This window comes from Clostridium sp. CM037 (assembly GCF_055081095.1).
In genome coordinates, this window is the sequence record NZ_CM143650.1 from 2951786 (window position 1) to 2974119 (window position 22334).

Annotated in this window: 25 protein-coding genes and 2 pseudogenes; 13 read left to right on the top strand and 14 right to left on the bottom strand. The window is 31.3% G+C overall.

Going from position 1 to position 22334, the window contains the following annotated elements; translation table 11 throughout:
* The first annotated feature begins 127 nt into the window (after positions 1-127).
* Entirely contained in the window at positions 128-562 is a 435-nt protein-coding gene (locus ACWJKP_RS14280; protein ID WP_165413979.1) for a MarR family winged helix-turn-helix transcriptional regulator, read from the top strand.
* A 19-nt stretch (positions 563-581) separates the two neighbouring features.
* Positions 582-2012: an MFS transporter gene (locus ACWJKP_RS14285; protein WP_165413980.1), complete on the top strand. Its 1431-nt coding sequence runs from the start codon at positions 582-584 to the stop codon at positions 2010-2012.
* Between the two features lie 254 nt (positions 2013-2266).
* Here ACWJKP_RS14285 and pepF read toward each other — a convergent pair whose 3' ends face one another.
* The gene (gene pepF, locus ACWJKP_RS14290) at positions 2267-4090 is read right to left on the bottom strand and encodes an oligoendopeptidase F (protein WP_462961234.1); all 1824 of its coding nucleotides are present in this window, start codon (positions 4088-4090) and stop codon (positions 2267-2269) included.
* A gap of 413 nt (positions 4091-4503) precedes the next feature.
* Here pepF and ACWJKP_RS14295 point away from each other — a divergent pair.
* Positions 4504-4671, top strand: a pseudogene (locus tag ACWJKP_RS14295) (IS1595 family transposase); the annotation flags it as partial.
* A gap of 168 nt (positions 4672-4839) precedes the next feature.
* A complete protein-coding gene (locus ACWJKP_RS14300; protein ID WP_462961235.1) occupies positions 4840-5175 on the top strand; it encodes a DUF3784 domain-containing protein in 336 nt (111 codons plus the stop codon).
* A 57-nt stretch (positions 5176-5232) separates the two neighbouring features.
* Here the strand turns inward: ACWJKP_RS14300 and ACWJKP_RS14305 are convergent, their stop codons facing one another.
* From ACWJKP_RS14305 to ACWJKP_RS14330, 6 genes are all read right to left on the bottom strand, one after another.
* A complete protein-coding gene (locus tag ACWJKP_RS14305; protein WP_462961236.1) occupies positions 5233-5517 on the bottom strand; it encodes a hypothetical protein in 285 nt (94 codons plus the stop codon).
* 256 nt (positions 5518-5773) lie between these two features.
* The gene (locus ACWJKP_RS14310) at positions 5774-6610 is read right to left on the bottom strand and encodes an ABC transporter permease (protein WP_462960711.1); all 837 of its coding nucleotides are present in this window, start codon (positions 6608-6610) and stop codon (positions 5774-5776) included.
* Between the two features lie 7 nt (positions 6611-6617).
* Positions 6618-7532 carry an ABC transporter ATP-binding protein gene (locus tag ACWJKP_RS14315; protein WP_165413986.1) on the bottom strand — a complete coding sequence of 305 codons (915 nt, stop codon included), beginning with the start codon at positions 7530-7532 and terminating at the stop codon, positions 6618-6620.
* A gap of 428 nt (positions 7533-7960) precedes the next feature.
* Complete coding sequence (locus ACWJKP_RS14320; RefSeq protein WP_462961237.1) at positions 7961-8599, bottom strand: hypothetical protein; 639 nt, start codon at positions 8597-8599, stop codon at positions 7961-7963.
* A 142-nt stretch (positions 8600-8741) separates the two neighbouring features.
* Positions 8742-9023, bottom strand: coding sequence for a hypothetical protein (locus ACWJKP_RS14325; RefSeq protein ID WP_462961238.1), 282 nt, complete (start codon positions 9021-9023; stop codon positions 8742-8744).
* A gap of 84 nt (positions 9024-9107) precedes the next feature.
* Positions 9108-9383: a hypothetical protein gene (locus ACWJKP_RS14330; RefSeq protein ID WP_462961239.1), complete on the bottom strand. Its 276-nt coding sequence runs from the start codon at positions 9381-9383 to the stop codon at positions 9108-9110.
* Between the two features lie 398 nt (positions 9384-9781).
* Between ACWJKP_RS14330 and ACWJKP_RS14335 the strand changes: the two genes are divergently transcribed.
* The gene (locus tag ACWJKP_RS14335) at positions 9782-10156 is read left to right on the top strand and encodes an Rrf2 family transcriptional regulator (protein ID WP_462961240.1); all 375 of its coding nucleotides are present in this window, start codon (positions 9782-9784) and stop codon (positions 10154-10156) included.
* A 224-nt stretch (positions 10157-10380) separates the two neighbouring features.
* Here ACWJKP_RS14335 and ACWJKP_RS14340 read toward each other — a convergent pair whose 3' ends face one another.
* Positions 10381-10794, bottom strand: a complete 414-nt coding sequence (locus ACWJKP_RS14340) for an Lrp/AsnC family transcriptional regulator (protein WP_165413989.1) — start codon at positions 10792-10794, stop codon at positions 10381-10383.
* A 109-nt stretch (positions 10795-10903) separates the two neighbouring features.
* On the opposite strand from ACWJKP_RS14340, the gene ACWJKP_RS14345 reads away from it, so the two are divergent.
* The 6 genes from ACWJKP_RS14345 (at position 10904) to ACWJKP_RS14370 (ending at position 14942) form a co-directional block, all read left to right on the top strand.
* A complete protein-coding gene (locus tag ACWJKP_RS14345) occupies positions 10904-11662 on the top strand; it encodes an MBL fold metallo-hydrolase (protein WP_165413990.1) in 759 nt (252 codons plus the stop codon).
* A 144-nt stretch (positions 11663-11806) separates the two neighbouring features.
* Positions 11807-12340 (top strand): cysteine hydrolase family protein, encoded by a 534-nt coding sequence (locus tag ACWJKP_RS14350; RefSeq protein WP_462960709.1) that lies wholly within the window; start codon positions 11807-11809, stop codon positions 12338-12340.
* Between the two features lie 290 nt (positions 12341-12630).
* Positions 12631-13605 carry a DUF4097 domain-containing protein gene (locus ACWJKP_RS14355; RefSeq protein WP_165413992.1) on the top strand — a complete coding sequence of 325 codons (975 nt, stop codon included), beginning with the start codon at positions 12631-12633 and terminating at the stop codon, positions 13603-13605.
* 5 nt (positions 13606-13610) lie between these two features.
* On the top strand, positions 13611-14156 hold the full coding sequence (locus ACWJKP_RS14360; RefSeq protein WP_165413993.1) for an RNA polymerase sigma factor: 546 nt from the start codon (positions 13611-13613) through the stop codon (positions 14154-14156).
* Positions 14132-14449 carry a hypothetical protein gene (locus ACWJKP_RS14365; RefSeq protein WP_216303638.1) on the top strand — a complete coding sequence of 106 codons (318 nt, stop codon included), beginning with the start codon at positions 14132-14134 and terminating at the stop codon, positions 14447-14449. The genes ACWJKP_RS14360 and ACWJKP_RS14365 overlap by 25 nt, the downstream gene beginning before the upstream one ends.
* Entirely contained in the window at positions 14433-14942 is a 510-nt protein-coding gene (locus ACWJKP_RS14370) for a hypothetical protein (RefSeq protein WP_462961241.1), read from the top strand. Before ACWJKP_RS14365 ends, ACWJKP_RS14370 begins: the two co-directional genes overlap by 17 nt.
* 164 nt (positions 14943-15106) lie before the next feature.
* On the opposite strand, the gene ACWJKP_RS14375 is transcribed toward ACWJKP_RS14370, so the two are convergent.
* The 3 genes from ACWJKP_RS14375 to ACWJKP_RS14385 all read right to left on the bottom strand — a co-directional run bounded on the left by ACWJKP_RS14375 (position 15107) and on the right by ACWJKP_RS14385 (position 17567).
* Positions 15107-15634 (bottom strand): GNAT family N-acetyltransferase, encoded by a 528-nt coding sequence (locus ACWJKP_RS14375; RefSeq protein ID WP_462961242.1) that lies wholly within the window; start codon positions 15632-15634, stop codon positions 15107-15109.
* A gap of 204 nt (positions 15635-15838) precedes the next feature.
* A complete protein-coding gene (locus tag ACWJKP_RS14380; protein WP_462961243.1) occupies positions 15839-16633 on the bottom strand; it encodes an ABC transporter permease subunit in 795 nt (264 codons plus the stop codon).
* 16 nt (positions 16634-16649) lie between these two features.
* Positions 16650-17567, bottom strand: a complete 918-nt coding sequence (locus ACWJKP_RS14385) for an ABC transporter ATP-binding protein (protein WP_462961244.1) — start codon at positions 17565-17567, stop codon at positions 16650-16652.
* Between the two features lie 268 nt (positions 17568-17835).
* Between ACWJKP_RS14385 and ACWJKP_RS14390 the strand changes: the two genes are divergently transcribed.
* Together ACWJKP_RS14390 and ACWJKP_RS14395 are read left to right on the top strand one after the other, a co-directional pair.
* On the top strand, positions 17836-19371 hold the full coding sequence (locus tag ACWJKP_RS14390) for a transposase (protein WP_224578784.1): 1536 nt from the start codon (positions 17836-17838) through the stop codon (positions 19369-19371).
* Between the two features lie 322 nt (positions 19372-19693).
* Positions 19694-19969, top strand: a pseudogene (locus ACWJKP_RS14395) (type I restriction-modification system subunit M N-terminal domain-containing protein); the annotation flags it as partial.
* 337 nt (positions 19970-20306) lie between these two features.
* On the opposite strand, the gene ACWJKP_RS14400 reads toward ACWJKP_RS14395, so the two are convergent.
* The 3 genes from ACWJKP_RS14400 to ACWJKP_RS14410 all read right to left on the bottom strand — a co-directional run bounded on the left by ACWJKP_RS14400 (position 20307) and on the right by ACWJKP_RS14410 (position 22320).
* On the bottom strand, positions 20307-20750 hold the full coding sequence (locus ACWJKP_RS14400) for a flavodoxin family protein (RefSeq protein WP_462961245.1): 444 nt from the start codon (positions 20748-20750) through the stop codon (positions 20307-20309).
* Between the two features lie 176 nt (positions 20751-20926).
* Positions 20927-21292: a VOC family protein gene (locus tag ACWJKP_RS14405; protein WP_165414617.1), complete on the bottom strand. Its 366-nt coding sequence runs from the start codon at positions 21290-21292 to the stop codon at positions 20927-20929.
* Between the two features lie 158 nt (positions 21293-21450).
* Complete coding sequence (locus ACWJKP_RS14410; RefSeq protein ID WP_165414618.1) at positions 21451-22320, bottom strand: SDR family oxidoreductase; 870 nt, start codon at positions 22318-22320, stop codon at positions 21451-21453.
* Positions 22321-22334 lie beyond the last annotated feature (14 nt).

Here is a 22334-nt window from a genome sequence, read left to right on the forward strand (position 1 = left end):
AAAATATACCTGTATTTTTGGTTTAAATATATAGTTGACGAGTCAACAAAATCGTTCTATAATAAGGTTGACTTGTCAATTAAAACAAGAAGTTTTTTAAGATACTTGAGTATAAGGAGGTTAAATTTTGAAAGAAGATATAATGCATTTAATTAAACTCAATAATAAAATTTTTAGAACCACCCAGGTTTATTTGGATAAGGTGTTAAAGAAATATGAATTAAGCAGTGGTTCTTACCCATATTTACTTGCATTAAATGAAAATGAAGGTATAAGCCAGAATAAAATAAGTAAAGAATTAGGTTTTGATAAGGCAATGTCAGCTAGGACTGTCACAAAACTTATAAACCTTGGATACTTAGATAGAAAAGAGGATGAAGCCGATTCTAGAGCATATAAATTATATTTAACACGGAAGGCTAAGATTATAATTCCAAAAGTGCTCAATGAAATTCATAAGTTGGAAGGTCTAATAACAAATGATTTAAGTGAAAAGGAGAAAGTTATTACCCTAGATTCATTGAATAAAATTTTAAATAATATGAAAAATTTTAAATTATAAGGATAAAAGGAGAATATAAATGAAAGTAACAAATAATATCAGTAATAAAAACAGATGGGTAATTCTAGTTATAATTGTAATGGTAGTTTTTATGTCTACCCTAGATAGTAGCATTGTAAATGTAGCTTTACCTGTAATGGCTAAATCTTTAAATGTAACATCAGCAGGTATTCAACTGGTAGTAACCAGTTATTTAATTATAATTTCAGCAACTATATTAGTTTTTGGAAGATTGGGGGATATAACTTCTAAAACAAAGATATTCAAGTTTGGAATAGCTTTGTTTACACTTGGTTCTTTATTTTGTGGAGTAACAAGCTCACTGTTTGTTTTAGTTCTCGCTAGAGTAATACAGGCAATAGGAGCCGCAGCCACTATGGCAAACAGCCAAGGGATTATCACTGCAGTATTTCCATCAAATGAAAGAGGGAAAGCACTAGGAATCTCAGGAACCTTCGTGGCACTTGGAGCTTTAGTTGGACCACCACTGGGAGGATTTATAGTACAAGCCACTAGTTGGGAATATATTTTTTTAATAAATGTACCAATAGGTATAATAATTTTATTTTATAGTTTTAAGGTACTTCCTAAAGAACACAAAAAAGCAAATGGAAAATTGGATGTACTAGGAGCGTTATTGTTTATGTTTGCTATAGTTTCTCTATTTGTAGCTTTAGGTAAAGGTCAAGAGGTTGGATTTACTCAGCCCATAATTTTATTAGGGTTTTTAATTGCAATTATTTCTTTTATTGTATTTGTTATGGTGGAAAAGAAATGTGAAGACCCTTTATTACAGCTAGAAATTTTCGAAAATAAATTGTTTTCACTCAGTATATTTTGTGGATTCATATCCTTTGTAGCCATCTTTTGCTCAACTATTATTCAACCTTTTTATCTTCAGGATGTGATGAATTTTTCACCTTCATCTACTGGTTTATTACTTATGATCTATCCATTAGTTTTGTCTGTAGTGGCACCTCTTAGTGGACATTTATCAGATAAAATAGGCTCAGAAATTTTAACTTTTATTGGGTTAGTAGTTTTAAGTTTAGGTTTAATATTAATGTCAACTCTAAATGAGAACTCTTCAACTATAAGCATGGTAATTTTCATAGGGGTTATGTCACTGGGTAATGGGTTATTCCAATCACCTAATACTTCTTTAATAATGTCAACAGTATCAAAGGATAAGCTGGGTATTGCAGGAAGTGTAAATGGACTTGTAAGAAATTTGGGAATGGTATGCGGCATAGCTTTATCCACAACTCTTTTGTATAGCATGATGAGCTATAAAATTGGATACAATGTAACAGATTACGTAGTAGGAAGAAATGATGCATTTATTTACGGCATGAAAGCTGTATATATAGCTGCGGCAGTTATTTGTATGATTGGAGCAATTTTAACCTCTTTAAGATTATTTAGTAGTAAATATAAATTAGAAAACTAAAAACACCTGATCTACACAGCTTCTTATAAATCTTCTTAACATGTATTTAAAATAGTTAAAAGAAAAAGTGACTTAACAGATTCTTCAAATTTTCTATTAAGTCACTGTATATTTATTTACTTACTTTTCACTTAAATAGCTAAGGTTTTAATTAATTTTTTTATATTAGGTGATCCCAATCCAGTTATAAAATCCCATCCTATTGTGCAAGAAAAAGCACCCCTGGGATATTTGAGAGGACGAAACCACTGTGCTTATGCTTTCAATGCATATTCCTCCATATTTTCTGTAAGTTTTATTATTTCATCAATTATATTTCCTATATGCTCTATAGTATCTAATAGCGGTTTTTCTGTTGTTATATCTACTCCTGCCATTTTAGCAAGTTCTATTGGCGACTTAGTTCCTCCTGCTTTTAGTACTTTCCTCCAGTCATCAACTGCTGGTTGTCCTTCTTTTAAAATTCTGTTACTTACTTCTGTAGCTATTGTAAGTCCAGCACTATATGTATATGGATAAAGTCCCATATAATAATGTGGCTGTCTCATCCAAGTAAGTTCTGCACCATCAACTATTTTCACAGAATCTCCCCAGAACTTTTCTAGCACACCTTTTTTTATTTCATTAAGATTTGAAGCTTGCACGCTTCCACCTTCATCTATTACTTTATAAACTTCTCTTTGATATGCAGCCTCTAATAAATGAGTTACAAAATTATGATAATAAGTACGGCTAATAACAGAAGATAATACCCATCTCTTAAATCTAGGTTCATCATTTGTTTTCATAAGATAATTTGCCATAAGTAATTCATTCATAGTAGATGGTGATTCTACAAAATATAAAGATGGTTCTGCATCAAAAATATTTTGATTTTCATTAACTAGCTTAAAGTGACCTGCATGACCTAATTCATGAGCAAGTACAAATACTTCTCTCATTTTCTCAGACCAAGATATCAAAATAAAAGAATGACTTCCATAAGGAGTAGTACAAAAAGCTCCTGTTGATTTTCCTTTGTTTACAGCAAAATCAATCCACCTTTCATCATAACTCTTTTTAACCATTTCTAAGTAATCTTCACCTAATACTGATAATGCCCCTTGAATGTATTTCTTAGACTCTTCTACGGATACATTTGGCTCAAAATCAGGGTCTACTTCAAGCTTTAAATCTGCAAAGGTCATTTCATCAATTTTATGAATTTTCTGAAGCAGTTTTGCATATTTTCTCATATGTGGTGCTAGCTTTTCCATGATTATATCTATTTGTCTATCATATAATTCCCTACTTATCTGTTGGGGAAATAATAAACTATCTATAACAGAATCAAAGCCTCTAAGAGTTGCTAATGTCTTTTCTTTTTGAACATGAGTCTGATAAAGTGCAGCTACTGTATGTTGATATTCTCCGAGTTTTGAAGAAAAAGCTTCAAACGCTGCTCTTCTAATTTTAGTATTAGTTTCAAACTCCCATTCATTTTCAAAATTCACAAAATTAAGAGGATATTCAGTACCGTCTACATTGAACTTTTTAAAATCCATATCACTGGATATAGTTGTACCATATATGGAATAAGGAGCATCTAAAGTTCTTGATAAAGATGATAATACCTTTTCTACTTCTGGATGTAGTGAATGTTTTTTAATTCTTTTTAATTCACTTAAATAATGGCTATTTTCTTTTGATTTTTCTATTGCTTCATCTATTATTTTTTCGTCTGCTTCATTAATTTCACTTGTTACAAAGCTTAATTTACTTTGTAAATTTGATGCTATGTTAATAAACTTCATATATCTAGCTTGATTTTCTATATTAGTTTGATCTGTAGAAACTGCAAGACTTGCATAAGTTTCTAAAATATTTTCATTTTCCATTACCATTCTCATTTTATCCAAACACTCATTTATCATCTTAGCTGAATTTAGTTTTTCTTTATAGTTTTTTTCTATTTCCAACGTAAGCTCTTCTAAACCTATTATAGCTTCATTATACTGTCTATCTGTTTGGTACAATGAGGATAAATCCCAAGTAAGCGAGTTATCTACATCTTTTCTTTCTTTTATAATTGTTTTCATTGTCAATCCCCCTTTTTTAGTTATACGCTTGCTTTGAAGTGCCTGAATATTATAAAATGTATCTTAATTATACATTCTATAATTAAAGGAAGAAAAAACGATATGCTCATTCACCTAATACAAATACGTGCTAAACTAGCAAATAACAAACGTGACCTATGAGAAAAGCTCCTAAGCCAATAACAATCTAAAAAATTTTATCTTTATTTAATTTTATAAGCTTCATCTATTCCCTACCTTTTTAATATAATTGTTTTAAATATTATATTAAATAAAGTTTTATAATAGACCTTAGTTAACTATATTAGATAAGATGCAAATTCTTCAGTACATCTTATCTAATATAATTTCAGAAAAAAAATAACACTATGTACAAAAATGCTTATACCTCGTGTTATTTCTTAATCTTTTGTGAGTCATTTAAAGGGAATCATAAGAAAAGCACTACTTTTATAATGCCACGAGAACCACATATGCGTGGGGTTAAGGGTAGTAGAAGTAGTAAAGATGAAAAGAGAAAAAGAGGTATATCAAAGGAACAGATTTGCGTACTATGTGCTATTGATAGGGTAGGAAACATTTATTAGTTCAGTCACATACATCTCTTTCAGATACAAAGTTAAAGGATTTTAAAGTTAGGGAAGCAATTTATATATAATTATGTTAAATGTTTGAATAATTATATTGATATACTGTATAATTGAATAAGGACACAATTATAAAATAGTTTGGTGGAGGGTGAATTAATTATGATGATTATTTTTGGGATAGATGTACTTTTTTTTTCAATTGTGGGTATTTGTCTTATCTGCGGAAAAGGTAGTTGGATGATTTCAGGTTACAACGCTATGAGTAAAGAAGAAAAAGCGAATCGTGATATAAAGAAAATTTCTCGTGCTATAGGGATTTTCTTATTGATTATTGCGGTTCTTACAGGCATTATGTCCTTTGTTACCCAATATGCTATTAAAAATGATGTTAAAAATATCATTGGTTATGTAGGAGGTTTTTTTGCTTTCGTTGTTGCTGTAGGAATCATTATATTAATTGTTATCATCCAGAAGTATGATAACAATAAAAAGTAGAAATACATTTTTATTGTTATATTAAGCATAATCCATAGTAGTTATTTAATTATGTTTCTACCTTCTTTTCCTTCTTGATTTTTCTAAGTTAATGAGCATTATATCCTTATCAAAATCTCCCAAATACTTTCTTAGATAATCAAACTCTTCAATAAATTCGGGTGTTTCAAATAAATCCTTTTCTAATAAAACTAATACTTTTTCAATCCTTGCTGAAATATCATCATTTCTCACATTTTCTAATTTCATTGTAGTTTTTAAGATATTTTCAATAGTATGACCATAGGTCTCATCTATTTTATCATTATCAAATAAAGATACTCCATTTTTATCTTTAATCAATATTCTTAGCTGCTCTGCTTTAATATCTCCCACTATATGTGGGGAATGAGTTGCAATTATTAATATAATTTCATAAAAAAAATAACACAATGTATAAAAATGCTTATACCTCGTGTTATTTCTTAATCTTTTAAATTAAATCATCTCCCGCCGAGCTGGAATGTCTGTTAAACTTAGCAAAAGCATCAGTCATAGCAGAACATATAGGTTTATCTTTATTACTTTGCTTAGCTAATACTCATTGCTCATATTATTACTAACTCCATATATCAGCTTCTTTACTTTTTGAGCGATTAATTCTTGAAAAATCCACCCTTGAGAAAACATAAGTTGATAATAGTAAAAATATGAGCCCGAAAATGATTACAATCGCCATGCTGATAAGAGGCGTAATCACAAAATTTCCTATTTTAAAAGCAAGCTGTTCCGCCACCATTTGATCGGTTGTTAAAGACGTCTTTTCCAGTATGATAGTTCTAAAAAACGCTGTTGTATATGTCATTGGATTGAGATAAGCAATATATTGCATTGTTTTTGGTAACATTGAAAGCGGAATATATGCGCCACAAAGGAATGTCATCGGCATTGTTATCGCCGTTATTACAATTTGAAAAGTTTGTGAATTTTTAACCAGAGCTGCTAAAAACAATCCTAACCCCGAAAACACAAGTCCAACAACAATCATCACGCAGGTTACCGCAAATGGTGTTATCCAGGATGTGAATTTAAGCCCTATAAAATAACCAATGATTAGAATAATAATACCCTGCATGGTTGCTATTGTTGCTGCTGATAATAGCTGACCAGCGGCAATCTGGATTCGTTTAACGGGACTTACTAGCACCTCCTTCATAAATCCCGAAACAATATCTTCAATTGTACTGGTCGCAATAGTAAGGGACGTTTGAAAGACGGTCGTTATTACAATACCTGCGAGCATATAGTTTACTGGATTTTGAATATTGTCATTTTTAAATATCGAACTAAACACATATAAAAAGAAGAATGGCATGATAATCGTGAAAACAAGCTGAACACGATTGCGAGCAAAAATTTTAATGTTTCTAAACCATAAAGCTACTATAATATCCATAAATTCCTCACTTTCTTATATCTTTCCCCGTAATTTCTAAGAATACATCATTCAATGTGCCTTTATTAATTTCCAAATCTGTTATCGAAGCTTTATGCTCACTTATTATCTCCATTAATTTTGGTATACTATTAACTTCAATCGAATAATAGCCGGTTTTTTTCTTGTAAATGAACCCTAACCTGTCTAGCAGTACCTCCAGCCCTTTCCCATCTAGGGTTGTTATATTTGCTTTATCCTTTGTATATTGCTGTTTCAAATGATAAGGAGTGTCTATTGCAACGATTTTACCACCATCCATAATTGCAACTTTACTGCAAATCTCGGCCTCTTCCATGTAATGTGTTGTTAAAAAAATGGTAATATTCTTCTCCTTTTGCAGTTTTACAATATATTCCCACATATGAGCCCTTGTTTGGGGGTCAAGACCTGTGGTTGGCTCATCTAAAAACAATACTTTTGGGTAGTGCAGCAGTGCTCTTGCTATTTCCACACGCCGTTTCATCCCACCGGATAGACTGCTTACCATTGCTTTTTTCCAATCCAATAAATCCACTAAATTTAAAACAAATTGTATACGCTCTGTTACTTCACTTTTGGGTATAGCATAAAAATGACAATGCATAATTAAATTTTCTAGGACAGTCATTTTATTATCCAATGTCGTTTCCTGAAAAACAACCCCAATAACACTTCTAACATCATCCTTTTCATGCGTTACATCTTTTCCGTCAATAGTCAGAGTTCCTGATGTCTTATCAAATATGGTACACAGTGTATTGATGGTTGTGCTTTTACCTGCTCCATTTGGACCTAGAAATGCAAAAATGCTTCCTTCTTCTACCTCAAATGAAACATTATCTACTGCTGTAAATTTATCATATTTCTTTACAAAATCCTTAACTTCTATTATGTTTCTCATGGTATCACTCCTATCAACTGAATAATTACAAAGCTAACATAACGAGCAGATGCATAATGCTCAAAGCGAAATTTGCTTCACTTACATGATTGGCTTTCCTATGTAAATTATACCGCTAATTCGCCTAAATACAATTTATTTTATAAGAAGTATAACCCTTCCCAATAGACTAGACACTCTAAACTTGTATTATCTTTTGTTTTCATAAATAGTTCAAACTTATCCCAGTTAAAACTTTTTCGCTGAATCACACCAACAGGAATTAAAAAACAGCCTAAATCCAATTAATATCAATACATAGACTAATCCAATTTATCTATTAAAAATGGGTTTATCATCAATCCAAGAAAAAGAAAAAAGGCATTGCTGCCTTTTGGGTTGATGTACAATATAAAAGAAATATGCTCATAATAGGAATCTTCTATAAATTAAATTCTAGTATCTAAACGCCCATTTGATACTATCTTGTTTTCATGCTTTGCAGCATTATATGTACTATCAAATATTTTATTAAATTCATTTTTCTTTTCCATTTCTGCCGGTGTCATAGTAAAAGTCCAACCTCCAAGGCCTTGATTAGACGATAATACAGTATTTCCGCCTACACTAACATCATAATCATAACCGCCTCTTGAATTACAAATTGGTGTAATAGAACCACCTGAAGATAGAGGATATGGCTTACCATTTTTAAGACTGACAACACCATCTTCTTCATTTAAATAATCAATTAAAATCTTTTGACTTTCAATGTTTTCTTTATTATGCTTTTGACCTCTTATCGTTTGTACGCCCTCTTTATATAAAGTTTTTCTATCCGGTGAAACAGAAGAAAGATATTGTGCAGATAACTTTGCTTCTTGATGATTTACATATGCAAAATCTTTATCTGTTACCGCTTCGGCACGCTTTGTGGCGAGCTCTTTGATTTGTTTGATTAATTCATCTTTTGATGGCGTTTGCATACCTTTATAGGGAACTAGTTCCCAATTAGGGGCTTTAATTGCATCATTATTATTAAAGCTAACAGACTGTATTTTATTTGAACCCGATATTGAAATACTCATATTAACCTCTTTCTAAATGTAATGGCTAACAAAACTCATTAGGAATAGTTATAGCAACAGTTATTCTAAATAATTATTTATATTCAATAATCATTTACTTTTAGATAACACTTTTTACAGGTATTTCAGCGGATGCCATATATCAATACTTATATAAAAACCAAATAATTATAAAATTAATAACTGAGATTAATAAAATAAAAATTGACCCTACAATATTTTTATTTTTATTTGTAAGCTTATTTTTATTAAATTCTAAAATTGCGATAACAACAATAAATATGTTACCAATTGTTCTTAGAATTTTTATATATATAATTTCAAACCCATTAGTATCTAAATACATTGCTATAACATTAAATAATCCCATTAAAAATAAGGATACAAAAAATATAATATAATATATGTTTTTTTTATTAATCAAATTAAAACCTCCTTATTATTAATTATTTAAACAGGGAAGTGCTCGCAAAGCGTAAATTTATGCTTTGCGGTTACTATCCCAAAACTATCTGGAAGTTTCTTTTGTAAATGTTTTGAGATAATCACTCCAGTTTATATCAACATATACATCTGATACATATCTAATTCCAGTTTTCCAAATTCCGTTATACCTCGAGCAATAATAACTTCTTTTAGTAGCACTTATCCAAATACTTGAAGCATAAGCAATTGATACTACTGCAAGAACAGCAGCAACTGGCGCTGCAGCAAAAACAGCAATTGAACTTGAAAAAAGAACAACTAAACACACTAGACCTGAAACTACTTTTTTAAATTTCATAATTAATACAACCCCTCTTCGTTGAGAAATTATATTTTTCATCGTTTCTTAATTTTAACATATAAGTTAAATAATTTCAATGAGATTTGTCTTATATGGCGTCCTAAGTTAGGAGAAGAAGGTAGTTAATTGCCGAAAGTTTTGGTATTTCTAAAGAAGACTTTGAGAAAAGATTTCCTTCACATGAATTACAGGAAGAAGCTTTTGAATACTTTAGTAAAGGCCAAAAATTGGGGGCACGGAGTTTTCCAACAATTATTCTTGAAAAAGAAAATAAAAGAACGATCATAGCACAAGGCTATAGCAATTTTGAGGAACTTGATAAAATTCTATTGAATGGATAAGTGTCTATGTGATAGGATCCAAAAGCAGTATATAGATAAAAAGGGGGGCTGGTCATGAAAATAAGTAGTCGATTCTCGGTAGCAGTCCACATACTATCTATTCTATTCATTTATTCAAATCCATTGCCCACCTCAGATATGATTGCAGGATGTGTGAATACCAACGCAGTGGTAATTAGAATAATACTTGGAATGCTTAAAAATGCAGGGCTTGTTGATATGAAACGTGGAACTGGCGGTTCGTATCTTACTAAGCATATTGAAGAGATAACTTTATTAGAAGTATACAAAGCGGTAGAGGTAGTGGACGATGGTGGTTTGTTTCAAATTCATCCAACTCCAAATCCCAATTGTCCCATAGGTGCAAACATTCAATCCGTTATTGAAGTCACTTTGTTCAGTGCACAAGAAGCATGGAAAATGTTCTAAGAAAGGTTACTATGCTTGATATCGTTGGCGATATCAATAAGAAAATTAAATAATGCAGAATGATTTTACTGTAATTAAAATGCCGTATAGATTGCATATTTTTATGCTATCCATACGGCATTTAACGCTCTACTTAACTATGGTCGCTTTTTTCCCTTCTTCATCTGCAAATTGCTAATTTCTATTATGTTGAATGGCTTTCATCGTTTAAATGTAAATAATAACTACTTTATATTCTGTACTGATAAATTCAATTTATAATTTCCATATTTTAAAATTTCATCTAAGAAGTCTACAATTTCAGCTTGAGTAGAAGCAGTTAATTTTAATATATAGCATCCATCTCCACTTATTCTATGAGCTTCCGTTATTAGTGGATTATTATATATATATTTTTTAAATGATAAATGGTCCGTTGTTTTCATAAAAACGGTTATAAAAGCAGTTAATTCTTTACCAAGTATTGCAGAATTAATCTTTACAGTATAACCTTCAATGACACCTGCCTTTTCCATTTTGCTTATTCTGTTTTTAACTGCCTGTCCAGTTAAATGAACCTCTTCACCAATTTCTTGCCACTGCATTCGTGAATTTTTTATAAGCAGATTTAAAATTTGTATGTCTGTTTGATCAAGCATAATTACACAAATCCTTTCATGACGAAATCATTTTCACTCTTATGATTTCTCTAATCAAGTAATATCTATTATATAATAACTATATCATAAAAAACTGGAGGGATACACATTGAAAATCCAATTGATTCGTCATGCTACCTTAATAATATCAGTAAATAATAAAAGGATACTTGTAGATCCCGTATTAAGTGAGGCTGGCTCTATGACCCCTATTAAAAATGTGCCAAATCAAAACTATAATCCGTTAGTTGAATTGCCTATAGATATTGATACCATTACTAATTGTGATGCTATACTTGTTACTCATACTCATAGAGATCACTTTGACGACGCCGCGGTAAAATTACTTTCTAAAAACATTCCTGTATTTTGTCAACCTGAGGATGAAATAAAATTGCAATCCTATGGATTCACTGATGTACATCCTATTAATACCACTTTTATTTGGAATGATATTATTTTTAATCGTACCAATGGAAGGCATGGACATGATGAACTCGCTATAAAAATGGCACCAGTATCAGGTTTTGTTATTTCGTGTTCTGAAGAACCCACTGCCTACATAGCCGGAGATACGGTCTGGTGTGAAGAGATTGAATCATCAATAGAAAAATTTAAACCTGAAATAGTTGTTTGTAATTGCGGATGCGCACAATTTGACTACGGAAAACCTATAACCATGTCAACTAAAGATATATATGAATTATGTATTAGGTATTCAAGTCTAAAGTTAGTCAATGTACACATGGAAGCATGGAACCATTGCAGACTATCAAGAAAAGATTTAATTAATTTTATTAATATCAATAATATTAATACTAATGTGTTTACACCCAAAGATGGAGAAGAATTAAGCTTTGAAGTTTAATTTAATTTATTCCACACCCTAGTTTGGAGCAAAAAAAGAAAGCCATTCAAGCTGATCATATTTTTCTATGGAATGTACATTATTAATAGTATAATTAAGGAAATATTGGTCTTATATAGATTAAATTAAAAAGGAGATATAGCTATGAGAAATACAGCACTTTTAGTTGTAGACGTTCAAAATGCACTAGTCTTAGCCAAGCCTTTCGCAGTAGAAGAGGTTATAAGTAATATAAAAAAATTAATTAAGACATGTAGAGAAAAAAATGTAGAAGTAATTTATATTCAACATACTGATAAAATTGGGGGTGAATTAGAACCTAATTCGGAAGGCTGGAAAATCTATGGAGAAATAAGTCCTGCTATAAATGAAAAGGTAATACGTAAAACCTATAATTCTGCTTTTAAGGAAACAATTTTAAAAAATTATTTAGATAATAAAGGTATAAACAAATTAATTATGACAGGTATGCAAACAGAGTATTGCTTTGATACTACTTGTAAAGTTGCATTTGAGTATGGTTTTAAGTTAATTATACCTGAGAAAACAAATACAACATTTAATAATGGAAATATATTAGCTAAAGATCTATATGAACATTATAACTTTAATATATTTAATGGTAGATTCGGTATTGTAGAATGCCTAGATAATACAATAGAAAGATTAATAGGTTAACTAATAAAAAAACCATACAGTATAATGAAATTTATATTGTATGGCTTTTTTATTTTATTTATAGCTAATATTTGATATTATAGCCAATTTGCCTCTAACCCCAATATCGGAATTAGTGATGGATAAGAAGTTGTACCTATTATGGCATTCTATTAGTAACTATTCCCAAGGGTCAGGTACCTATATTTTAATAGTATAATAAAAAATTCCACAAAATTTAAAAAAATCCGTGGGTTTTTTCATAGTATATACGTCTAAACCTATGAGAACTAAATTAAAGGGGGATTTTTATGAGAAAAATAGGTACGATTACTTCTTCAATAGGGCTAATTTTTCTTGGTATCTGGATGATTATATATATGAATAATCCAGAACTTGGTAAGCAAATTTTTATATGGTGGCCTGGAATTTTCATTCTACTGGGAGTAGAGATATTAATACAGTCTAATAGAAAGCATGAGAGCTGTAGAAATCAATTTAATTACTTGACGATTTTAATTATTTTTTTGTATTTAGGAATAAATGTATTCCTTAATTTATCCGGAAAATTTGGAAGCATAATAGATAAAGTTGGGTCTGGCATTGAATTTAACGACGGAAACTTTAAAATAGGCTCTTTAAATAACACAAAAAAAATAAGTGCATCTAAAACCTTATCTATTAATGGAAATAGACTTGTATTTAAAGTTCCAAATGCGGATATTAAGATTTGTAGATCACAAGACCAAAATATAAAAATCCAAGCAGATATCTATGTGAAAGAAAATAGTTCTGTTAATGATTATAAAATAGCTGAGCAAAAAACTATGGAGGGGTATGAGGTTAATATTAAAGAAAGTTATATTAAACAAGTTAAGGCATATATATATGTACCTTATGGATACAATTTAAAAATCGATGCTGCTAATTGTCAAATAAAAACTATTGATTCAAATATAAAATCTAATATAGATATCGATGCAAGTAATGCAAATATTTCCTTAGAAGGAGATATTGAAAAAAGCAATATAAATGTTTCTAATGCTAATATATATTTTAGAAATAAACTTTGTAAAGATATAAATATGAATGCAAGTAATGGTAAGATTACTGTATACACAGAGAATAAGAACTTAAATGTAGACGCAAATATAAATAGTGGAGCATGTATAGTAAATGGAGAGAAAAGAGTAAATAAAGGAATATCAACAAAAATTGGGAATGGGGAAGGGAAATTAAAAGTTGATATTGCTAATGGGGTAGTGAGTGTTAATAGTCAGGAGTGATTTTTTTGGAAGAACATCAAATGGTAGAGAGACTTAGAAATAAGGATAATGAGAGCTTTATTGAAATAGTAAATGAGTACAAAAGAAAGGTTATATCTTTATGCTATGCATATACTCAAGATTACTTTGAAGCTGAAGATTTGTCACAAGAAGTATTTATTGCCTTGTATAATAATATAGTAAAATTTAGAGAGGAATGTTCGTTATCCACATATATTTATAAAATATCAATATCAAAAGCTTTAGATTATAAGAGAAAGAGAAATCTAAAGGGATTTTTAACCGGACTTTTTACTAATAATATCCAACCGACGGAATGTGACATAGATGAGAAAAATCATGTCAGGAAATGCATATGTAGCCTTCCACGAGATTTAAAAGAAGCTGTAGTATTATACTATTATGTAGGGTTAAAAGAAAAGGAAATATCTAGAGTTTTAAATGTATCTCAAAAAACTGTAGAGGGAAGAGTTTATAGGGCAAAACAAAAACTGAGGATAGAAATTCAAAGGGGGGATATCGAAATATGCACGAAAAGTGGGATGATTTAGATAGGCTTATACTAAATTCCTTTGAAGAACATGAGCTAAGTAGCAATTATAATGAGAAGCTAATAAACAGAATTGAAAAGAATAAAAAAAGTTCAATAGATATTCCTGCTATGTCACTGATTGTTGCAGGGCTGACTATGATGCTGATAATTAGTACTAACTTACAATATAAAATAATTAAAACACAATGCAGATTAAAAACAGAAATTATGGTTGTGCAATATAAATATAATGAAAACATGAATGATTTAAAATATTTGATTGGAGATGGATATAATGCAAAAAAGAAATGATTTTTTAACCTTTATGGCAGCCTTAGTTCCTGGGCTTGGATATATGTACTTAGGACTTATGAAAAAAGGAATACAAGCAATGGTTATATTTTTCATGGTAGAACCCTTATTTAGATTTATTGGGTTAGGAGGATTAACAAGCGTAATTCAAATTCCACTTTGGTTCTATTTGCTCTTTGACACATTCAATATCGCTCATAAGCTTGATCGCGGAGAAAATGTATGTGACTCTGACTTTATATTTAGTAATTATCATAATTTCAATAAGAAAGAAAATCTAAATAATGATACTATAGAAAACATGAAAGATAAAAGTGGGCTAATAGTCGGCTGTGCATTGGTGATAATAGGTGTTCTTTCAATTATTAATAAATTATTTGGAAGTAATGCAATATATGATTTTATAAAACAGAGCATAGGAATATACTTTGTACCAGTACTTTTTATATTTGTGGGGGTATATCTTCTAGTGAAGCCACATCAAAAGAAATAGTATAATTCCTTTATAATATTCCTATATGTCATCCCAAGCTATTTCCTATACAATAAAAAGTTGCGTCATAAACGAATGTACGATTTTATATTAAATCGCACATCCGTTTATGACGCAATTTAAGAAAATACCGAATTAACTCAACTTCATATCATTCTCATTTTCTATAACTTCAAAATGTACTCTTTGCCCTCATATATATTTTCCCCCCTATTACATTCATATGGTATGTCCTTAATATATGCAAATCCCAACTTTTTCAATATTTTTCCGGAAATATGATTTTCTTTTGCATGTCTTCCCATTATTTCTTTTATCCCCAGTTCTTCCTTGGCAACTTTTATAACTTCCTGCATTGCTTCTGTTGTGTACCCAAATCCCCACGCTTTTTTGCCAAAATTATAAGCCATTTCAAATTTCCCATACTCTTCTTCAACATAAAGTAATCCAGTTCCAAGCAAATTTCCCGTTTCCTTCGATAAAATTGCCCATCTGTACCAATCATCAGAATCTATTTTGCTTAATTCTTTTTTCACCCAGTTAACAGTTTTGTTTATATCATTATGACTGGTCCAAAACATATATTTTGCTACCTCAGGATCACTTTCCCAACACTCAAATACTTCCCGTGCATCTTCCATACAAAATGGCCGTAATATTAATCTATCCGTTTCTAATGTTGGTGTTTTCATACCTATATACCCCTTTCACTATGTTATATATGAATAATCTATAATTCGCAATTTATTACCATTACGACGTAAAATACTTAATTAATCATAACATTATTACCGTAAATTGATATAAAAAAAATCAATGGTCGATTTTAGCCAAAAGATTAAATGGATAACAAATGCAAGTGATAGTGGGAATGTAAATAGAACAATACCCTATATTTAAATCAGCTTCTCAGGAATAAATTTAGAAGAAATTCTCTTTATTAATATATAATCAATTATCAGGAGAACAGCACCCGCTGTAAACATAATAAGGTTATTGAGCATAATTACACCTGTCATTTGACCTACCAATAGAAGAATTACAGGAAGAACAAGGATGCCGCTTACCTGCTGTGCTTCCTGAAAGGTTTTTGATTTTGCTGATACCATCACAGTGAAGGTTAAGGATAACAAATTAATAGCAGGTGAAATCCAAAGTATTATAATGAGCCATTTTATATCTGGAAAAATAAGTCCTCCAAAATATATGAAGCCACCTATATTGATTATTATGCCAAAAGCTATAAATGAAAGCAGAGTTATAATATAGGATGGTATAAAAACGCCTAAAATCTTTGCCCTTAGCAGTTGTTCCATGGATATTGGTGTATAAAGTAGTGTCTCCATTGTCTTATGTTCTTTTTCGCCTACTAAACTACTGGCGCCAATAATTCCTGAACACATTATAGGAATTATAAGAAAGTATGATGGAAATAAATAATTTATAACAATTTTTATTACAAGTTGTGCAGGGCTATATGCCTTATATTCAGAAGGCAGCTTTTTTAGAAGAGATCCGAACCCTCTTAAAACATCTGAAGCATTCCCGATATAATTGACACCGATAATTAATGCCAAAGGTATAAGTACGGTGAGAACAATTGGTACAATAGCCATTGGCACAATTACCCGCTTTGAACTTGTTATCTCATTTAAATCTTTTTTAATTAATACTTTTTCATTTCTATTCATATTAATCCCCCCATTATTACAATAATACACCGTCGGCTGTGCCTTTTATATACATAAAATACAGCTGCTCCAGGGACCATTTCTGTTGTACAACCTCATAAATTTCTCCACCGTTTGCTATTATATTATGTATAATAGCATTCACTTCTTCATCCCCTGAAATAGATTTACTATATAGATTATGATCTTCATGAATAAGTCCAAATTTCTCAGAAATATTTTTTCCCCTGATTTTTAATTGAAGACTTGCATTTTTCTTTGACGCAAGTTCATCAAAAGTACCGAATCCAAGAATATTACCATTATTTATAAAGCCATACAATGTGCAAATATTTTCAGCGTATTTTAACTGATGAGTGCAAAGAAAGATTGTAACTTCATTTTCTTCTGCAAGTTCTTTTATAAGTTTTGAGACATTAAGTGCATTTTCTGGGTCCAAGCCAGAAGTAGGCTCATCAAGAAATAAAATTTGAGGATTGTGAATAATAGCTATAGCTAGAGAAACTCTCTTCCTCATCCCTGTACTTAAAGCTTTAACCTTCTTATTTCTTATATCTAGTAATTCCAGCCTTTTTAAAATGAAATCTATGCGTTCCTTCAGCAGCTTTTCTTCCATACCATGCATTCTTCCAAAGAATATTAGATTTTCCTCAGCGGTAAGATTTTCATAGCAGGAAGAACTTTCGGTCATAACTCCACATAATCTATGGAGTTCAAGATTATGTTCATTCACAGGCTTTCCTAAAATTTCAGCATGACCTGAGGTTGATGAAAGAATTCCATTGAGAATTCTAACAGTAGTAGTTTTTCCCGAGCCGTTAGGACCAAGAAATCCAAATATTTCACCCTTGGGTATACTGAGACTTATATTATTTAAAGCATTATTATTTCCATCATAAGATTTTCTAAGATTCGATATATTTATTGCATTCATTTTTTTCACCTCACAATTATTAAACGTGCACTCTCGGAAACTCTTAAGGTACTGCTAACTCTTGATTCATTTTGCTCAAAAATCAACTTCACCTCAAAAATTCGTGGTGCCTCATATTGTACGAATAACCTAGAAAATTTAAGCTATTCGTATTACTTTTAATCTTTTTTACTTAAACATTGTGAAATAAGACTTGACAGCTAGTAAAAATTCGCAAAATTAAATATGTATATTTTTTTACATTATTTCATTTGCGAGGAGTGTTTTTATGTTAACTGTTAAGGTTTCTCATTCTCAATATCAATATTTTCTTGAAACATTTTTAGAAAAATTCTATATTCAAACCAATCAACAAATCACTTTGTTTGAGCGTAGTTCACAAATAACTAAAATCTGGTCTACCGACCTAACCGGAATTGTCCCTCTAATAGAAAGTACTTACTCTAAATCTAATCAAGGGGCTCCGCCCAAAGATGCGGTAGCATTACTCAGGTCACTTATTATCATGGCTTATTGTAAAGAAACTAGTATATCATCTTGGGTAAAAACATTACGTTCAGACCCTTTCTATTCAATTTTATCTGGCTTTATACCCGCTTGCTATTCAGACTCTAAAGCCGAAGGCATACATGTTGACCGAATTCCTGGTGTAGGTACTTTTTATGATTTTATGGATAGGCTGATTCATAAGGATAAGATCCTTAATAAATCCAAACTGCGTAAAATTAAACGTAAACCACGTAAAAAACAAAAGAAAAACCAAAAGATGAATAACTCCAAGTCTGGTGTAGTTGACCGTTTAGTTAAAAGAATCTTAAAATATGATAATTCAAAGCTCCTTGACAGAAGCGAATCCAAAATGAACAACATACTTAAAGAATTATTTGTTATTCCTTCTTTATCAATGGGTATTTTGGGCGATCCTTCTAAACTAAATATTGCTGGCGACGGAACCTGTATGCCAACACAGGCTTCGCCTTACGGTAAAAAAGTTTGTGATTGCAAACTTAAACCAGGAGAACATTGTGACTGTTATCGAAAGTTTACCGACCCCAGTGCTAGCTGGGGTTGGGATAGCTTTAATGAACATTATTACTATGGTCATACCTATCACGGATTTACTGCCTGTGATAGCTTTTACAGCCTACCTATCCATATTAAATTTGTTAGCGCGGCACGCCATGATGCTGTTACTGGCGTTTATGCACTTAAAGAACTTGTGGATTTATATCCTGAAATTAAATTTCATTCTGTAGCCTTAGATTCTGCTTATGATGCTAATGCTTTTTATCTTTTATGCATGCATTATGGAATAAATCCTATTATTGATTTAAATTCACGTTCTTCAAAACCTTCATCAAATAGTGAATTTGTTAAACTTGATAAGAATGCTATTCCACACGGAACTGTTTGTGGACATCAGCTTCGTAATTGGGGAATTATTAGTAAACAATATAGACATAAATGGTTATTCCCAGTTCAATGTGAAAACTGTGAAAAATGTCCTATGAAAAGCAATAAATCTTATTACACTAAAACATTAGACAACCCAAGGTATTTCACTCCAATATTAAGAGGTTCAAAACAATGGAAATCTCTTTATAAAAGACGTTCAACTACTGAAAGATGTTGGGATAGAATAAATAACAATTTTCATGCTGAAGATGCAATTATTTATTCTGTTGGGTGTAGAATAACAAGGGTATTTCTTGGTGCATTTTGCTGTTTCATAGATGCTTGGGCATCAGAAAGATTAATAGCCCTTGCCGATATTTTCCCAACTCTTAAAAATATAGCTGCGTAATTTAAAATAAATTTCAATTCAATAACCAGCCTACGGCTTTTTTAAAATAGTGTATAAAAAAGTCTTTTTGTCATATCCGTAATTAATTCAAATATAACTTTTCATTCAAATAAGCACTTTTAATACTTAAATATGGAAATTGTTAATTATTGTTTTCCGACTATACTAATTAAACGTAGACTGGGACAAAAAGTTCAAAAAATTTACTGCAAGTAAAAAATTTTCATTTATTAAACGAAGGGGTAAAATACAACCACAGTATTTGGGAAATAAATGATATAATTGAGGCAACATAAGATTAAATACATGGAGATCATAGACTATATCAGAAAATACAACAACAGTAGGATTTGAAGATAAATTATGGTTAGCAGCAGATAAACTTAGAGGAAGTATGGATGCATCTGAATATAAGCATGTAGTACTAGGTTTGATATTCTTAAAATATGTATCAGATTCTTTTTCAGAAAAATATGATGAGCTAGTAAAAGAACATGAAGACTTTGAGGAAGATAAAGATGAATATACCGCTGAGAGAATATTTTGTGTACCGTTAGAAGCTCGGTGGAGTGAAATAGCAACACATGTTACTTCTGTAAATGCAAATTATCAATAGATATATCCGTTTTCTCTGAAACTTCTTTAATCATCATATCTAATTACCCCTTTAATATAAACTTTGTTTTAGAATATAAAGCTTCAACATAATAAAATATACAACCTATACATCTAGCAGTATATTATTAACTTAACTATAACCCATGAAGTCAACTTCATGTCAAGTATATATTTAGCGATTTAGCGTATCTTCTCGGTTTAATTAAGTAGTTATCACACCAGGGCTTTGCGGATATATTCTCCGAAGTTCTCAGAGTGTCAAAAAGGCAAAGTGTGTTGGCTATCAACCATTCACCTTGCCTATACGAGACTTTGTTTTATCTACCCACCTTTGCAACTGCATTTTTAGCATATTTGCGGACCTTGCTTAAATCGGTTTCGTTTGGGAGATTCCGATTTATGAATACCCATGACTGCCCTTTACAAGTAAAAGGCTCATCAACAACCCTTATTCCTTTATTCTGTACGAGCTCTTTTATGTCAGTGCCGATTTTAGCTTGACCTCCATATGTGGCAAAGATAGCTGCGTTTTTTATCATTTTCGGATCTAATCGGTCAATTAAGGAGAGTGTCCATTTATTTGCTTTTCCAAAATATAACCCATCTCCAATGAAAAGTAAATCGACAGGCTCAGAAAAAGAAATAGGGTCTTTTCCTAACAGTTCAGCTTGGATACTTAGCGTATCAGCTATTGCGCGTGCGAGTTTTTCCGTATTGCCTGTTGACGAGTGATAAATTACTTTGATATTCATAGTTGCCATATTAACCTCCATTTTATAAACTCTGAATCTCTTGTTTCAGAGAAGCGATAAACTCCGCCTTATGCAATGTCTTCTAATTAACTGATCATGGGCATCGCCAATTTGGCACTACCACAGGGGTTGCTATAATCAATACATAATTTGACCACAAAAAACTCCCCTGACAAAGCTCTATTTTACGCAATATTCTCCACCAACTGTATTCTCATACCATTTGGATCCTTTATAAAGAAATATCTAACATGCGGGTTAGGCTGGGTCGGCCCGCTGTCAACATTGATACCTTTTTCTTTAACCAAAACAAGCATCTTATCAAGAGACTCGACTTCAAATCCCCAGGAAATATCGTTGCCGACAACTGTATCCCTTCTCTCATCGTCGCAAATGAGCTCAATTTTTGTTTCTCCTTTGCCTAAAAATGCAATCTCCACTCCAGGCCCTGCGTTAAATTTGCTAACCACCTCAAGCCCTATGATGTCTGTATAAAACCTGATTGATTCTTCTAAGTCCTTTACGTTTAGGGTACTCCAACAAAATCTCATAAAACCACCTCACAAAATTATTATAGTGTAAAAATAAATCGCTAACCCTTTAAAATAATTCTCACAAGTATTATACAAGGTTAAAATTGTAGGGATTTGTTACATAAAACTATATAATTTTACGCTTATTTCAATATTTATTTAGTTATAATTGGCAACTATGATCTTTTACTTTGTATTATTCTAAGAATAAAGGATGAAAAATTATTTGGCTTTCGACCTAATATCCAAGTTAAAACATTTGGATTACCGACAAATCCATGTTCATTATAATGCTTAAACATCTTTAATAGTGTATTTACTTTATAGTCCCCTAATCCAACCTTTTTTAATTGTGCTGCAAACATTTCGTCCTGAGGCGTTTCAACTATTATTTCACGACCAAAATGTTGTTCCATAGCTGCTATCATATCAGACAAAGATAAATTTTCAGGTCCACAAAGTTCATATGTAGCCCCCTTATAAGCTGGACTTGTGAGAATTATAGAAACAGCCTCAGCTAAGTCTTCTAAGTCAAGCAAACACATGCGAGTTTCTGATGAAGTAAAAAATTTTTGTTGAAATATACTTTTTTCAGTAAGTGACTTCCAAGACTCGAGGATATTCTGCATAAACACTGCTGGCTGAATAATAGTATATGGGATCCCCGAATTCACTAAAAGCTCCTCAACCATGAGTTTCTTCTGATGATGTGGCATATCTTGAAGTACAGAATGCAACACTGAATGGTATACGAAATGCTCCACTTTAGCCTTGCGAGCAGCGTTTATTATCATTTGTCCTATCGCGACTTCATCGGGGTTTACAGCAGAACATATGTGATAAACCGTACTGATTCCGCTTAATGCTTTATCAACCGCCTTTTGATCCATCATATTTCCTACAACTACTTCCATCTCGCCTAAGGATTTAATTTCCTCAACTTGTTCGGTCCTAAAAACGAAAGCCCTAATCCGCTCTCCTTTAGATAATAAAGCCTTAATGATTGCACGGCCAGTTTGGCCATTTGCTCCAGTAATAAGTATCATAAATATATCTCACC

Bases quoted from the DNA above. Each gene is read 5' to 3' on its own strand.
- ACWJKP_RS14285 (WP_165413980.1), top strand. From the start codon at position 582: ATGAAAGTAACAAATAATATCAGTAATAAAAACAGATGGGTAATTCTA.
- pepF (WP_462961234.1), bottom strand. From the start codon at position 4,090: ATGAAAACAATTATAAAAGAAAGAAAAGATGTAGATAACTCGCTTACT.
- ACWJKP_RS14300 (WP_462961235.1), top strand. From the start codon at position 4,840: ATGATGATTATTTTTGGGATAGATGTACTTTTTTTTTCAATTGTGGGT.
- ACWJKP_RS14310 (WP_462960711.1), bottom strand. From the start codon at position 6,610: ATGGATATTATAGTAGCTTTATGGTTTAGAAACATTAAAATTTTTGCT.
- ACWJKP_RS14315 (WP_165413986.1), bottom strand. From the start codon at position 7,532: ATGAGAAACATAATAGAAGTTAAGGATTTTGTAAAGAAATATGATAAA.
- ACWJKP_RS14320 (WP_462961237.1), bottom strand. From the start codon at position 8,599: ATGAGTATTTCAATATCGGGTTCAAATAAAATACAGTCTGTTAGCTTT.
- ACWJKP_RS14330 (WP_462961239.1), bottom strand. From the start codon at position 9,383: ATGAAATTTAAAAAAGTAGTTTCAGGTCTAGTGTGTTTAGTTGTTCTT.
- ACWJKP_RS14335 (WP_462961240.1), top strand. From the start codon at position 9,782: ATGAAAATAAGTAGTCGATTCTCGGTAGCAGTCCACATACTATCTATT.
- ACWJKP_RS14340 (WP_165413989.1), bottom strand. From the start codon at position 10,794: ATGCTTGATCAAACAGACATACAAATTTTAAATCTGCTTATAAAAAAT.
- ACWJKP_RS14350 (WP_462960709.1), top strand. From the start codon at position 11,807: ATGAGAAATACAGCACTTTTAGTTGTAGACGTTCAAAATGCACTAGTC.
- ACWJKP_RS14355 (WP_165413992.1), top strand. From the start codon at position 12,631: ATGAGAAAAATAGGTACGATTACTTCTTCAATAGGGCTAATTTTTCTT.
- ACWJKP_RS14365 (WP_216303638.1), top strand. From the start codon at position 14,132: ATGCACGAAAAGTGGGATGATTTAGATAGGCTTATACTAAATTCCTTT.
- ACWJKP_RS14370 (WP_462961241.1), top strand. From the start codon at position 14,433: ATGCAAAAAAGAAATGATTTTTTAACCTTTATGGCAGCCTTAGTTCCT.
- ACWJKP_RS14375 (WP_462961242.1), bottom strand. From the start codon at position 15,634: ATGAAAACACCAACATTAGAAACGGATAGATTAATATTACGGCCATTT.
- ACWJKP_RS14380 (WP_462961243.1), bottom strand. From the start codon at position 16,633: ATGAATAGAAATGAAAAAGTATTAATTAAAAAAGATTTAAATGAGATA.
- ACWJKP_RS14385 (WP_462961244.1), bottom strand. From the start codon at position 17,567: ATGAATGCAATAAATATATCGAATCTTAGAAAATCTTATGATGGAAAT.
- ACWJKP_RS14390 (WP_224578784.1), top strand. From the start codon at position 17,836: ATGTTAACTGTTAAGGTTTCTCATTCTCAATATCAATATTTTCTTGAA.
- ACWJKP_RS14400 (WP_462961245.1), bottom strand. From the start codon at position 20,750: ATGGCAACTATGAATATCAAAGTAATTTATCACTCGTCAACAGGCAAT.
- ACWJKP_RS14405 (WP_165414617.1), bottom strand. From the start codon at position 21,292: ATGAGATTTTGTTGGAGTACCCTAAACGTAAAGGACTTAGAAGAATCA.
- ACWJKP_RS14410 (WP_165414618.1), bottom strand. From the start codon at position 22,320: ATGATACTTATTACTGGAGCAAATGGCCAAACTGGCCGTGCAATCATT.